Origin of the sequence: Inquilinus sp. CA228, assembly GCF_052078665.1 — a bacterium.
In the GTDB taxonomy this organism is placed as follows: Bacteria; Pseudomonadota; Alphaproteobacteria; order DSM-16000; family Inquilinaceae; genus Inquilinus.
The window spans coordinates 1-13508 of the sequence record NZ_JBQJIK010000019.1; the positions used below are offsets into that span (position 1 = coordinate 1).

The 13508-nt window shown below is 68.4% G+C and carries 12 protein-coding genes and 1 pseudogene; 10 read left to right on the top strand and 3 right to left on the bottom strand.

Translation table 11 applies throughout. The features are described 5' to 3' along the window. Positions 1 to 319 (bottom strand): annotated as a pseudogene (locus ACTOWL_RS11280) (hypothetical protein); the annotation flags it as partial. Between the two features lie 284 nt (positions 320 to 603). Here ACTOWL_RS11280 and ACTOWL_RS11285 point away from each other — a divergent pair. After that, complete coding sequence (locus ACTOWL_RS11285; protein WP_441321323.1) at positions 604 to 1086, top strand: MmcB family DNA repair protein; 483 nt, start codon at positions 604 to 606, stop codon at positions 1084 to 1086. A gap of 46 nt (positions 1087 to 1132) precedes the next feature. Here ACTOWL_RS11285 and ACTOWL_RS11290 read toward each other — a convergent pair whose 3' ends face one another. Then, on the bottom strand, positions 1133 to 2188 hold the full coding sequence (locus tag ACTOWL_RS11290) for a LacI family DNA-binding transcriptional regulator (protein ID WP_441321324.1): 1056 nt from the start codon (positions 2186 to 2188) through the stop codon (positions 1133 to 1135). A 567-nt stretch (positions 2189 to 2755) separates the two neighbouring features. On the opposite strand from ACTOWL_RS11290, the gene ACTOWL_RS11295 reads away from it, so the two are divergent. The 9 genes from ACTOWL_RS11295 (at position 2756) to yghU (ending at position 12241) form a co-directional block, all read left to right on the top strand. Continuing rightward, positions 2756 to 4672: a beta strand repeat-containing protein gene (locus ACTOWL_RS11295; RefSeq protein ID WP_441321325.1), complete on the top strand. Its 1917-nt coding sequence runs from the start codon at positions 2756 to 2758 to the stop codon at positions 4670 to 4672. Between the two features lie 521 nt (positions 4673 to 5193). Further along, complete coding sequence (locus ACTOWL_RS11300) at positions 5194 to 7302, top strand: calcium-binding protein (protein ID WP_441321326.1); 2109 nt, start codon at positions 5194 to 5196, stop codon at positions 7300 to 7302. A gap of 135 nt (positions 7303 to 7437) precedes the next feature. After that, a complete protein-coding gene (locus ACTOWL_RS11305; protein ID WP_441321327.1) occupies positions 7438 to 8184 on the top strand; it encodes a hypothetical protein in 747 nt (248 codons plus the stop codon). A 288-nt stretch (positions 8185 to 8472) separates the two neighbouring features. Further along, complete coding sequence (locus tag ACTOWL_RS11310; RefSeq protein ID WP_441321328.1) at positions 8473 to 8955, top strand: invasion associated locus B family protein; 483 nt, start codon at positions 8473 to 8475, stop codon at positions 8953 to 8955. A gap of 92 nt (positions 8956 to 9047) precedes the next feature. Beyond that, positions 9048 to 10199: a 23S rRNA (adenine(2503)-C(2))-methyltransferase RlmN gene (gene rlmN, locus ACTOWL_RS11315; RefSeq protein ID WP_441321329.1), complete on the top strand. Its 1152-nt coding sequence runs from the start codon at positions 9048 to 9050 to the stop codon at positions 10197 to 10199. Between the two features lie 25 nt (positions 10200 to 10224). After that, a complete protein-coding gene (locus ACTOWL_RS11320; protein WP_441321330.1) occupies positions 10225 to 10440 on the top strand; it encodes a hypothetical protein in 216 nt (71 codons plus the stop codon). After that, positions 10437 to 10706 (top strand): hypothetical protein, encoded by a 270-nt coding sequence (locus ACTOWL_RS11325; protein ID WP_441321331.1) that lies wholly within the window; start codon positions 10437 to 10439, stop codon positions 10704 to 10706. The genes ACTOWL_RS11320 and ACTOWL_RS11325 overlap by 4 nt, the downstream gene beginning before the upstream one ends. Beyond that, a complete protein-coding gene (locus ACTOWL_RS11330; RefSeq protein ID WP_441321332.1) occupies positions 10703 to 11260 on the top strand; it encodes a hypothetical protein in 558 nt (185 codons plus the stop codon). The genes ACTOWL_RS11325 and ACTOWL_RS11330 overlap by 4 nt, the downstream gene beginning before the upstream one ends. A gap of 105 nt (positions 11261 to 11365) precedes the next feature. Beyond that, positions 11366 to 12241 (top strand): glutathione-dependent disulfide-bond oxidoreductase, encoded by an 876-nt coding sequence (yghU, locus tag ACTOWL_RS11335; protein WP_441321333.1) that lies wholly within the window; start codon positions 11366 to 11368, stop codon positions 12239 to 12241. A 72-nt stretch (positions 12242 to 12313) separates the two neighbouring features. On the opposite strand, the gene ACTOWL_RS11340 is transcribed toward yghU, so the two are convergent. Continuing rightward, positions 12314 to 13348 (bottom strand): calcium-binding protein, encoded by a 1035-nt coding sequence (locus ACTOWL_RS11340; protein ID WP_441321334.1) that lies wholly within the window; start codon positions 13346 to 13348, stop codon positions 12314 to 12316. Between the last annotated feature and the right edge of the window lie 160 nt (positions 13349 to 13508).

A 13508-nucleotide genomic window follows, 5' to 3' on the forward strand; every position in this document is an offset into this window, starting at 1 on the left:
CGTTCACCCCGGTCTCGACCAGCGTGCCGGCGAGCTGGCGCTCGAACCGGGTGCCGATCCGGGCCAGCAGGGCCGAGCGCAGACCGTCGAGCCAGCCCAGGATGATGAAGGCGAAGCCGGCGACCAGCGTCAGGAACACCAGCGTCTCGACATGGGCGCTGCCCAGCACCCGGTCGAACAGCTGGTACGAATAGAGCGGCGACACCATCACCAGGAGGTTGAGGACGAAGCTGAATCCCGCCGCCACCAGGAACCAGGGCCTGACCGACCTCATGGCCTGGCGGGCGGCGCTCGGCGGTGTCGATTCGGTCTTCGCCATAATCTTTTTTCCCCTCGTCGGCGCCCCCAGGCGCCACCGCCCGAAGCCGACTTTATATACCGGCGTATACTGATCGAGAAGCAGATCGCCCCGCTACCGGAAAGCGAACTGAATCCCCCGAAGGACCCGTAATTGAATAAATCATTCCGGCTTTTGTAACTGTGTCATAGGTAACACCCATTGTCCCGACAGATTCAGGGAGGGGCATGGCAAAATTCTGACTATTTCAAGACCGATCCTTCTCCCTTGGCGATTGGCCCCGACGGAGTCTAGGATGGCCCCGCATGGAACAAAGAAGCAACCTGGACTCCCTGGCCCGGCTGCAGACGGCGCAGGTCACGCGCGGGGTCCGCCGCTGGTTCGCCGCCGCCGGCCAGGCCAGCCTGCCGGAGTTCGGGCTGCCCGACGGCCGCCGCGCCGACATCCTGGCGCTCGACGGGGCGGGCGGCATCACCCTGGTCGAGGTCAAGGTCTCGATCGCCGATTTCCGCGGCGACCGGAAATGGCCGAACTACGCCGCCTATTGCGACCGCTTCTGCTTCGCCGTGCCGGAGGATTTCCCGCAGGAGCTGATCGGCCCGGATTGCGGCCTGATCGTCGCCGACGGCTTCGACGCGGTGCTGCTGCGGCCGCCGCCGGAACACCGCCTGCCGCCGCCCCGGCGCAAGGCGCTGGTGCTGGAGTTCGGCCGGGTCGCGGCCCAGCGCCTGCACCTCTTGGAGGACGAGGGCGCGCTGGTCGGCTGGCGCGGCACCGGGGCGATCTGACCCTGCGAACGATGTCTGCGATGCGGCAGGGCCATGGCCGGCCCCGTCAAAGCGACTTGGCGACCTTGCGGCCGGCGCGCTTCGGGGCGGCCGTGCTGGCCCGCAGCAGCAGCTGGTTCGGCAGCGTCGTCTTGAGCGGCGGATCTGCGGCGTCGCCGTCCAGCAGCTGCAGCAGGATCTCCGCGGCCTTGGCCCCGAGGCGCGCCGTCGGCTGCCGCAGCGTGGCCAAGGGCGGCTCGCAGAAGGCGCCGACCGGGACGCCGTCGAAGCCCAGGACGGACAGGTCGCGGGGCACGGCCAGGCCCTGCGACCGCACCGTGCTCATGAAGGCGATCGCGGCGTCGTCCCAGCAGGCGGCCGCCGCGGTCGGGCGCGGCGTCAGCGCCAGATAGGCCCGGGCGGCGTCGACGCCGCTCGGGAAGCCGTCCTGGAACGCATGGCCGCCGCCGTGCCGGACCACCGCCCGGTCGGGCAGGCCGGCCGCCGCCAGCGCCTCGGCCAGCCCGCCGAACCGCTCGGCCTCGTGATAGCTGCCGTCCGGCCCGGCGATATAGAAGAACGACCGGTGGCCCAGGCCGATCAGGTGCAGCACCGCCGCGCGCATGGCCTTGCGGTCGTCGGCGATCACGCTCGGGATCCCGGCGGCGCTGCGGTCCTGCAGCACCGACACGATCGGGATGCCGGCATTGGCGAGCGACCGCTGGCCATGCGGCGGCAGCTCCGCGGCGCCGATCAGGATGGCGCCGCGGACGATGCCGCCGACCGCCAGGTCGGGAATGTGCCGTTCCGCCGCCGCCGATCGGTTGCGGCCGGCGATCAGCAGGCTGAAGCCGTTGTCCGAGAGGGTGGAGGCGACGCTCTGCAGCACCTCGGGGACGATCTGCGAGGCGCCGTTGGCGATCGCCGGCTCCGACAGGATGGCCATGACGATGTTGGACGTGCCGACCCGCAGGTTCCGGGCGGCGGCGTTGGGGACGTAGCCGAGCTGCTCGACCGCCGCGACGATCCGGCAGCGCGTCGTCTCGTTGACCCGGCCGGGATTGGCCAGGGCGCGGCTGACCGTCGAGGTCGCGACGCCGGCTAGCCGCGCGACATCGCGCATGATCGGTCCGAACGTCTGACTGTCCCGGGGCCGCCTGCCCATGATCCTGCGCGATCTTTCCCGTTTTGCCGCCGGCCATGCCGTCCCGCGGCGACGTGCCGTCGCGAGCAACCGGGGGCCGATACGCCGGAGCGAAAGCCATTCCATTAGACCCGGGAAAAAGCTGTTGCAAAGCGCGGTAACGTTGCCACTATCCGGCAATCGATTGCCGACTTGTGCCGCCTGGCTCCGCCGGGCTGTCCAGGCACGCCGGCTCCAAAGGGATGCGCCGCATCGCACCGATCGCGTGTGCCGATGTCGCGGATCGTTGCCCAGCAGAATCGAAGCATTTGGCGGGAGACGTTGAGAATATATCCGATCAAATTCCTATTTATAACAGCTAGAAACAATGAAACCCAGGGCTTGAAATCATATTTCATTGAGATTTTCGGTATTTATTTTCTATGTCGGTCATAATTTTATTTAAACTGAATCATTAGGACTCATTAGATTCTTCTGGCAACTTTCCTGAAACAGAACTTTTCTTAATACATCCTTGGTTTGGGATTTGCGCCCTAGGAGGGAACAATGGCTGTTATCAACGGCACCGCAGGCAACGACGATCTCACGGGTGTCAACGGCGGCACCGCTGACGCCGACACGATTCATGGTCTGGCCGGGAACGACACCATCTGGGCCGGAGCCGGGAATGACTCGGTCTTCGGCGATGATGGCAATGATATCCTGACCGGCGGTCAAGGATCCGATGCCGTCGACGGCGGAGCCGGGATCGACACTGTCGACTTTTCGCCCGAGACCTCGACCGGGGGGGTCACGGTCAACCTTGCGACCGGCCTCGGCAGCGGCGGCAACGCGGCCGGCGACACCTTCACCGGGATCGAGAACGTCATCGGCACCGCCGAGGCCGACACGCTGACCGGCGACGCCGGCGCGAACAGCCTCACCGGCAATGAAGGCGCCGATGACCTGGTCGGCGGCGACGGCGACGACGTCCTGATCGGGGGCGCCGGCGCCGATGCCCTCACCGGCGGCGCCGGCATCGACCAGATCCGCTACGACGACGACGCCGCCGTCACGGTCAACCTGGCGACCGGCGCCGTCGGCGGCGGCGCCGCGGGCGACACGTTCACCGGCATCGAGAATTTGGTCGGCTCCCAATTCAACGACACGCTGACAGGAGACGCCGGGGCGAATCGGCTCCATGGCTTCCTCGCCAACGACACGCTCAACGGCGGGGACGGCGACGATGTCCTGACCGGGGGCAGCGGCGCCGGGCCCGGTGCGGACTATGGCGCCGATGCCCTGAACGGCGGCAACGGCAACGACACCGTCGACTACACTCTCGAAGGTCAGTTCGAAGCCGTGTCCATCAACCTGGCGACCGGTGCCACCGGCGGCCAGGCCGTGGGCGACACCCTGACCAGCATCGAGAACGTCACCGGCACCACCTTCAACGACAGCCTGGTCGGCAGCGCCGGCGCCAATGTCATCAACGGCAGTGACGGCGATGACGGCATGAGGGGCGCCGGCGGCGCCGACACCCTGATCGGCGGCGCCGGCACCGACACGGCGGGCTATGGGGACTCGGCGGCCGGGGTCACGGTCAACCTGCAGGCCGCCACCGCCTCCGGCGGCGACGCTGCGGGCGACACGCTGACCGGGATCGAGAACCTCATCGGTTCCGGCAATGCGGACCAGCTCACCGGCAGCGACGCCGCCAACATCCTGCATGGCGGCGCCGGGGCCGACACCATCAACGGCGGCGCCGGCACCGATTCCATCGACGCCGGCAGCGAGGACGACATCGTCTCCGGCGGGGCCGGCATCGACTCGCTGTGGGGCGGCACTGGCGACGACCAGATCGATGGCGGCGACGGCGACGACAAGCTCCAGGGTGCGGCCGGGGCCGATGCCCTGACCGGCGGCGCCGGCATCGACGTCGCGTCCTACACCGCCAGCCGGGCCGGGGTGACGGTCGACCTCGCCGTCGGCACCGGCACCGGCGGCGACGCCCAGGGCGACACCCTGACCGGCATCGAGCAGCTGATCGGATCCAACGCCAATGACACGCTGAGCGGCGACGGCGGTAACAACGGCCTCTGGGGCGGCGCCGGCGACGATGTCCTCACCGGCGGGGCCGGGGCCGACACGCTCAAGGGCGGCGCCGGCAACGACAGCTTCGTCTACACCGCGATCGGCGACAGCACGGTGGCGCCGGCCGGCAAGGACGTGATCTCGGACTTCGCGGCCGGCGACAAGATCGACCTTTCCGGCATCGACGCCGACGGCAACGAGGCCAATGGCGACACCGCCTTCACCTTCGGCACCGGCAACTTCACTGCCGGCGCCGGGCAGCTGCGGGTGGTGGATTTCGGCGACGGCCGCCAGGGCGTCTATCTCGAGACCACCGGCGACAAGACCGTGGATGCGATCATCACCGTCTATGCCGACCACGCCCTGACGGCAGCGGATTTCGTGCTGTAACACTCTCTGGGCCGGGCGCCGTAAGGTGCCCGGCCTTGTCATGGCCGGCGCGCGACTGAGCAGGCAGAGCCGGTCGACGGTGGTGGCGCCTTGCGGGGTGCTGCTCAAGGTCATCGCCGCCTGCTTCAGCGATGCCGGAAGACTGCGGATGGGAGTCATGGGCTTGTCGGGCATTCAGCCGCCGTTCGCCCATGTCATCCCAATTCTTCTGCCTCAGTCCAGGGATGCAATCCAGGCACACCCCAGGGGTGCAGTCCGCGTTGCTTCCACTCTGATTGCGGGCATTGGGGAAGAATGATCGGAGATATTGAGACGACTTGCATGTCGCTTTGAGATTGCAGGCAAAACACGATCTGTCGTCAGCGGATATGACATCTGGACTGCGGCCATTGTCGTGAGGAGCCGCCGGGGGTGCCCGGAGGAATGGCAGCACCCGATGGGACGACGATGGAGACCGGGACGGTGACCATTCCGGACAGCACCGAACCAGATCGACCGCGCGACCGGTCCAGGAGGCTGTGATGACGCAGTTCTTGAACGGCGGGAACGGCGACGACGAATTGGGCGGCTCCAATCCGGGCGATCCAGCCAACCCCGATGGCGTCGACATCATCGACGGCCGGGGCGGCAATGATACCTTGGTCGGCTTCGGCGGCGACGATCTGCTGCAGGGCGGCGACGGCATCGACACGCTCCTCGGCAACGAGGGGGACGACGTCCTCCAGGGCGGCAGCGGCGACGACCTGATCAATGGCTATAGCGGCGCCGACGAACTCAACGGCGGCCTGGGCATCGACATGGCCTTTTACCAATTCTCGGCGGCCGGAGTGGCCGTCAACCTGGCCACCGGCACCGGCGTGGGCGGCGATGCCCAGGGCGACACGCTGGAGTTCATCGAGAACCTCGCCGGCTCGGCCTTCGGCGACGCCTTGACCGGGGACGCCGGCCCCAATTGGCTGGCCGGCGGCGACGGCAGCGACCTGCTTCGCGGCGGCGCGGGGGACGACCTCCTCCAGGGCGGCAACGCCGACGACCTGATCAGCGGCGAGGGCGGCGCCGACGCCATCGACGGCGGCGCGGGCATCGACGAGGTCTTTTACGAGTTCTCGGCGGTCGGCGTGACCGTCAACCTGGCCCTCGGCACCGGCACGGGCGGCGACTCCCAGGGCGACACGCTGACGGGCATCGAGAACGTCAACGGCTCGTCCTTCAACGACATCCTGACGGGCGACGCCGGCGCCAATTTGCTGAGCGGCGCCAGTGGCGACGACGCGCTCCGCGGCGGCGCGGGGGACGACAACCTCTTCGGCGGCAACGCCAACGACACGCTCGAAGGCGGTGCGGGGGGCGACGACCTCCGCGGCGGCGCGGACACCGACACGGCGGGCTATGGGGGCTCGGCGGCCGGGGTGACCGTCAGCCTGGCCCTCGGCACCGGCGCGGGCGGCGACGCCCAGGGCGACACTCTGACCGAAATCGAGAACCTCGTCGGTTCGGCCTTCGCCGATCACCTGTACGGCGCCGCCGGTGCCAATGCGCTGAGCGGCGGCGACGGCGGCGACACGCTCCGCGGCGGGGCCGCGGGCGACGCTCTCAACGGCGGCGACGGCTCGGACTTCGCCAATTACCAGGGCTCGACGGCGGCGGTGTCGGTCAACCTGCTGACCGGCGCGACCTCCGGCGGCGACGCCGCGGGCGATGTCCTGACCAGCATCGAGAACCTCTACGGCTCCAGCCATGACGACCAGCTGACCGGCAACGACGCCCGCAACATCATCGGCGGCGAGCTCGGCAACGATATCCTCGCGGGCAATGGCGGCGACGACAGCCTCTCGGGCGAGGCGGGCGACGACAATCTCTCCGGCGGCGACGGCAACGACCGGCTCGTCGGCGGCGATGGCGTCGACACCATCCATGGCGGCGTCGGCGCGGATTCGATCGATGCCGGCACCGGCAACGACGCCATCTTCGGCGAGGCCGGCAACGACGCCGTCACCGCCGGTGCCGGCATCGACCAGGTCGACGGCGGTGATGGCAACGACTTCATCGTGGGCGGCGCCGGGGCCGACGCCATCACAGGCGGCGCGGGCATCGACACCGCCGCCTATTTCGGTTCGGCCGAGGCTGTGACCATCAGCCTCCCGGCCGGCACGGGCTTCGGCGGCGACGCCGAGGGCGACACGCTGACCGGGATCGAGCAGGTCATCGGATCCGACTTCGCCGACAATCTCGGCGGCAACGCCGGCAACAACACCCTCTGGGGCGGCGCCGGCAACGACGTGATCGCCGGCGCGGCCGGGGCCGATTTCCTGAAGGGCGGCGCCGGCACCGACACCTTCGTCTACAACAGCATCGCCGACAGCACCGTGGCCGCGTCGGGCAAGGACACGATCGCGGACTTCGCCACCGGCGACAGGATCGACCTGTCGGCGATCGACGCCAACGGCTCGGGCGGCGCCTTCATCTTCGGCACCGGCGGCTTCACCGGCGTTGCGGGCGAGCTGCGGGTGGTCGATTTCGGCTTCGGCCGCCTGGGTGTCTATCTCGACACCACGGGCGACAAGAGCCCGGACTCGATCATCACGGTCTACTCCCACCACGCCCTGACCGCGGCGGATTTCGTGCTCTGATGTCCTCGGCCCGGGCGCGCTGCGCGTCCGGGCCGTTGTTCCATCGCTCTCGGAACGCCGCGGATTCCCTGAGAATTCGCCGGTTAACACAATGTTCATTGCGCTCGCCTGCGATTTTTGTTCATGATATGTTCTATGAAGAAAGCGCACTTCGTCTCCACCCCGCAGCCAGCCGCACCGGCCCCCGATCGGGCCGATGCCGAGCAGGCGGCGCGCATGCTCGACCGGCTGGCCGAGATGGCGATGGAGCGCGCCGAGGCCATGCATGCCGCCTCCCTTGCCGCGATCAAGGCCGGCGACGCCGCCACGGTCCGGGACCTCGAGCTCTCGCTCGACCGCGTCGCCCGCGGCGTCCGCCACACCCTGGCGCTCAAGGCCCATCTCGCCCGCGAGCGGCAGGAGATGGCGGACAGAACCGAGGCCGGTGCCAGGGCCCGGGCCGAGGCGAAGGACCGGCGGCGGCGGCAGGTGGCCGGTGCCGTCATCGGCGCCATCAAGGCCACGCCCCGGATGCCGCCGTCGGGCGTCGGGCTGTATTCGAGCGCGATGTGGAAGCGGCTGTTCGAGACCGAGATCGACGCCGTCCTCGCCCTGGCCGGGCACCCGATCGAGGAGATCGTCCTCCGCCTCTGCCGCGACATCGGCATCGACCCGAAGATCATCCTGCCGGATGAGCCGGCGCGGCCGGATGGCGGCCGGACGCGGAAGGCGCAAGACGAGCCGCTGCCCGCCCCGCCGTACAATCCCGAATGGTGGCGGTACTGCATTCTCCAGAACGCCAAGGACGGCAAGCCGGACGGCGCGCCCTACTGGTGGGACAGCAAGCTCAAGCAGCGGATCGACCGCCCGCCCTGGGAGCTCAAGCCCGACGGCAGCGGCTGAGCGCTGCCGTGGCCGGCCATCCCTGCCGATCACCAGCCGCGCAGCCTTCACTCTCCCCCTCCTCTTGCGGGAGTGGGTGGGGAGGAGTCCGCGCGCGGCCGCCAGCGGGTAGGATGCGCGATTAACAACGCGGTATGCGTTCGGGTGGTTCCCGTCGCGCGCAAATCCATGTATGTCGTGGGGTCGCATCGGGCCGCGTCGTCCAGCCTTGCAACCCCGAATCAGAGTGGCACTATGCTGAGAACCCGTCCTCGCAAATTTGTCCTCGGCGCCGTGGTCGGTCTCGCCATGGCAGCCGGTGTCGCCCTGCCCGGCACGGCCTCGGCGCAGAACGTGCAGTACATCTCCTCCAGCCGCGACTGGCACGCCTTCCAGTTCAGCGAGAACGGCGGCAAGGCCTGCTACATCGCCAGCAAGCCGACCAAGTCCGAGCCCGCCAATGTCCGCCATGGCGACGTCTTCATCCTGGTCACCAACCGGCCGGCGGAGAAGCAGAAGAACGTGGTTAGCCTGCAGGTCGGCTACACGCTGAAACAGGGCGCCGACGTCACCGCCACGATCGGCGGCAGGAACTTCCAGCTGTTCACCGACGGCAACACCGCCTGGTCGCGCGACGCCGCGGCGGACGACGCGCTGGTCAACGCGATGAAGGCCGGCTCGACCCTGACGGTCAAGGCCACCTCCTCGCGCGGCACCGGCACCAACTACACCTTCTCCCTCGCCGGCATCTCGGCGGCGCTGGGCGAGATCAACAAAGCCTGCGGCGCCTGACCGCACTTCCCTTTACAATCCCGCGGCCCCTTCCCAACGGGAGGGGCCGTCGCCATTTGAAAGCCCGGCTTTCAGGGTCCGCCGGAGGTCCCATGAGTATCGAAACGCACGCCACCACCTTCGCGCCGCCCGCGCCCCGCGCCGACGGCCGCATCAACCTGGTCGGGCTCGACCGTGCCGAGCTGGCGGAGACGCTGGCCGGCATGGGCGAGCCGGCGTTCCGCGCGCGCCAGCTGTTCGGCTGGATGTACAAGCGCGGCGCCACCGACTTCCAGGCGATGAGCGACATGGCCAAGGGCCTGCGCGCCAAGCTGGCGGACGGCTTCGTCCTCGACCGGCTGCAGGTGGTGCGGCAGCAGCAATCCTTCGACGGCACCCGCAAGTGGCTGGCCCGGATGGCAGACGGGCGGGAGATCGAATCGGTGCACATCCCGGAGGAGGATCGCGGCACGCTCTGTGTCTCCTCCCAGGTCGGCTGCACCCTGACCTGCAAGTTCTGCCACACCGGCACCCAGCGCTTGGTGCGCAACCTCGAGGCGTCGGAGATCGTCAGCCAGGTCATGCTGGCCCGCGACATCCTGGAAGACTGGGGGCGGGAAGGGGACGACCGCCAGCTCACCAACATCGTCATGATGGGCATGGGCGAGCCGCTGTTCAATTTCGAGAACGTCAAGCGCGCGCTGAAGCTGGTGATGGACCCGGAGGGCATCGCCCTCTCGCGCCGCCGCATCACCCTGTCGACCGCCGGCGTGGTGCCGATGATGAAGCGCTGCGGCGAGGAGCTGGGCGTCAACCTGGCGGTGTCGCTGCATGCGGTGACGGACGAGCTGCGCGACCAGATCGTGCCGATCAACAAGAAGTACCCGGTCAAGGAGCTGCTGGACGCCTGCCGCGAGTATCCCGGCGTCAACAACGCCCGCCGCATCACCTTCGAATATGTGATGCTGAAGGACGTCAACGACACCCCGGCCGATGCCCGCCAGCTGGTGCGCATCCTCAAGGGCATCCCGGCGAAGATGAACCTGATCCCCTTCAACCCCTGGCCGGGCGCGCCGTTCGAATGCTCGACGCCGGAGGCGATCGAGCGCTTCGCCGACATCCTGATGGAGGCCGGCTACGCCAGCCCGATCCGGACGCCGCGCGGCAGCGACATCCTGGCCGCCTGCGGCCAGCTGAAGTCGGACAGCGTGCGCCAGCGCGCCTCGGCCCGCGCTGCCGCCCCGGCGGCGACCGCCGCGCACTGATCCCCGGGGGGCGTCCGCTCAAGCCATGACCCTCGTCGAATTCATCTACAGCCCGGCCGGCAAGAACCTGCTGCTGTCGCTGCTCACGCTGCCGGCCTTCGTGCTGATCCTGAAGCGGGCCGGCCTGTCGCGGGCTTGGGCCCTGCTGGCCCTGGCCCCGAGCATCGGCATCGTGCTGGTCTTCGCGGTGCTGCTGTTCCGGCGCTGGCCGGCGATCGCCGCGGCGGAGGGCAAGCGGTGAGCGACATCCTCGAGGTCCTGTCGACGATCTACGGCCCGGGCTGGATGACGATGCTGCCGCATTGGGGCACCAACCTCGTCATCGGCATCTACATCGTGATGCTGATGAGCTTCGCCGCCTATGCCCTGGTCAAGGCGCGGGTGACGCCGCTGTGGTCGATCCTGCTGCTGGTGCCTCCGGTCGCGGTGGTCGTGATCTGGGCCATCGCCTTCATCCGCTGGCCGCGCCTCGACGGGCCGCGGCCGCACATCGTGCATCGGGGATGAGGGGCCTCGGCCTGGCTCTCGCGCCGGCCCTGGCCTGGAGTCTCCTCGCATTTCCCGCCCGTGCCGCGGAGACCGACATCCGCGGCTGGGAGAACCTGACCTGGGGCATGACCGCGCAGCAGGTCGAATCCGCCCTGCCGCAGGCCGTGCCGCTGTCGCCGCCCTGGGATTTCGGGCCGCTCTATGCCGAGCGCATGGTGCAGAGCGTGGTGGTCGGCGGCATCGCCTTCGACCTGGTGCCGGAGCTGGCGCGCCAGGACGACCGGCTGGTCCAGATCCTGTTCGAACGGCGCTCGCCGATCCCCGGCCCGGACGAGCTGCAATCCTTCGTCAACGACCTGTACGCCCGGCTGGGGCCGCCGGCCGAGAGCTGCGTCGTCCAATCCGGCCTGGTGACCCGGCTGTGGCGCTTCCCCTCGGCCCAGGTGGCGCTGACCGCGGTCGACTTCTCCGCCGATGGCAGCCGCGGCCGGCTGCAGCGCCTGCTGCTGCGCTACACCGCCGCCGACCGGGCGCCGCCGTCGCCCTGCGAACGGAACAAACCCAGACCATGAACGCGATGGCAACGGAATCGCTTCATTCCACGGCGATCGAGGTCTAGGGTCGAGGCTCTGTCGAACGCCGCGATTCCCCTCTCAGCCCCACCGGGAGCCAAGAGCATGAGCAACTCCTCCGAATACGTGCCGCCGAAGGTCTGGACCTGGGACACGGCGAGCGGCGGCCAGTTCGCCAACATCAACCGCCCGATCGCCGGGGCGACGCATGACAAGGCGCTGCCGGTCGGCCGCCATCCGTTCCAGCTCCATTCGCTGGCGACGCCGAACGGCCAGAAGGTCACGATCATGTTCGAGGAGCTGCTGGCCGCCGGCCATAGCGGCGCCGAATACGACGCTTGGCCGATCCGGATCGGCGACGGCGACCAGTTCGGCAGCGGCTTCGTCGAGATCAACCCGAACTCCAAGATCCCGGCGCTGGTCGACCGCAGCGGCCCGACCCCGATCCGGATCTTCGAATCCGGCGCCATCCTGGTGCATCTCGCCGAGAAGTTCGGGGCCTTCCTGCCGGCCTCCGGCCCGGCCCGCGCCGAAACCCTGTCCTGGCTGTTCTGGCAGATGGGCAGTGCGCCCTTCCTCGGCGGCGGCTTCGGCCATTTCTACGCCTACGCCCCGACCAAGATCGAATACGCCATCAACCGCTACGCCATGGAGGCCAAGCGCCTGCTCGACGTGCTCGACCGGCGCCTGGCGGAGACCGAATACGTCGCCGGCGACCAATACACCATCGCCGACATGGCGAACTGGCCCTGGTTCGGCGGCCTGGCCCTGGGCCGGGCCTATGGCGCGGCCGAGTTCCTCGACGTGCAGAGCTACCAGCACGTGCAGCGTTGGGCCAAGGCGATCGACGCCCGGCCGGCGGTGAAGCGCGGCCGCATCGTCAACCGCCTGTTCGGCGAGCCGTCGGAGCAGCTGCACGAGCGCCACGACGCCGGCGACTTCGAGACCCGGACCCAGGACAAGCTCGCGGCCCAGGGCTAGCCGCTAGAAAGAAGCGCCCCGCTGCAGGCAGCGGGGCGCGATTCTGTCCGGACGTCCGGATCAGACGCCAGATCAGACGAAGGTGAAGTCCGACTGGGTCAGCCCCAGCGCCGCCAGATCGGCCACGCTGTGGACATCCGTCAGGTGGGCGAAGGTGTCGGCGTGGTTGGCCGAGGTGACATAGGCCAGGTTCGCCGTGCCGGTCTTGCTGTCGTAGTAGGCGATGATGTCGCCGGCGGTCTCGCCGGTGATCGCGCTGGCGGCGGCCGAGCCGGAGGCGAAGCCCTGGTCGGTGATCACGACCGCATGCTCGCCATCGGCGCCCGACGCGGCACCGCTGTAGAAGCTGTCCACCGCGCTGCCCGACCCGCCGCTGGCGTTGTTGACGAAGTTCGCGCCGGCGCCGTCGGTACCGATGCCGACCGCGTCGAAGGAGAACTTGTCCTGCGCCGCATCGAAGTCGGTGATGCTGCTGTAGCCCTGGATCGAGCCGAACTTCGGGTCGTGGAAGCGGAACAGGAAGGTGTCGTCGCCGGCGCCGCCGGTGAGATAGTCCCTGCCGTCACCGCTGATGAGGGTGTCGTTGCCGGAATCCCCATAGAGCTTGTCGTTGCCTTCGCCGACATCGGTGCGCGCCGTGTCGCGGCCGTTGTCGCCGGCGAGGACGTCGTTGCCGATGCCGCCATAGACGGCGTCGTTGCCCTCGCTGCCGAAGACGTGGTCGTTGCCGGCGCCGCCATAGACATGGTCGATGTTCTGGCCGCCGAAGACGAAGTCGTCACCGTCTTCGCCATAGACGTAGTCGTTGCCCTGGTCGCCGTTGATGTGGTCGACCCCGGCGCCGCCACGGACGGTGTCGTCGCCGAGATTGCCCGTGAGGGTGTCGTTGCCGGCGTCACCGCGGACGATGTCGTTGCCGGAGCCGCCGTCGACATTGTCGTCACCGCTGCCGCCCTTGGCGACATCGTTGCCCACGCCGGCCAGGATGGTGTCGTTGCCCAGGTCGCCGTTGATCCGGTCATTGCCCCAGGGATCGATGATCAGATCGTCACCTGTGCCGCCGACAAGGATGTCGTCGCCCAGTCCTCCCACGATCAGATTTGGCATGATTGATTACTCCTGTATGCTGGAAACCTTATGCCCATAGGCATAATACTCAAAATCATGACCGTTGCATGAATCATCACAAGATTTCCTCTGTGTCTACACGCAGAGTTCAGTGTGAAATCAAACGATAAGGTCATTGATATTTTGTGAATGATCGTTT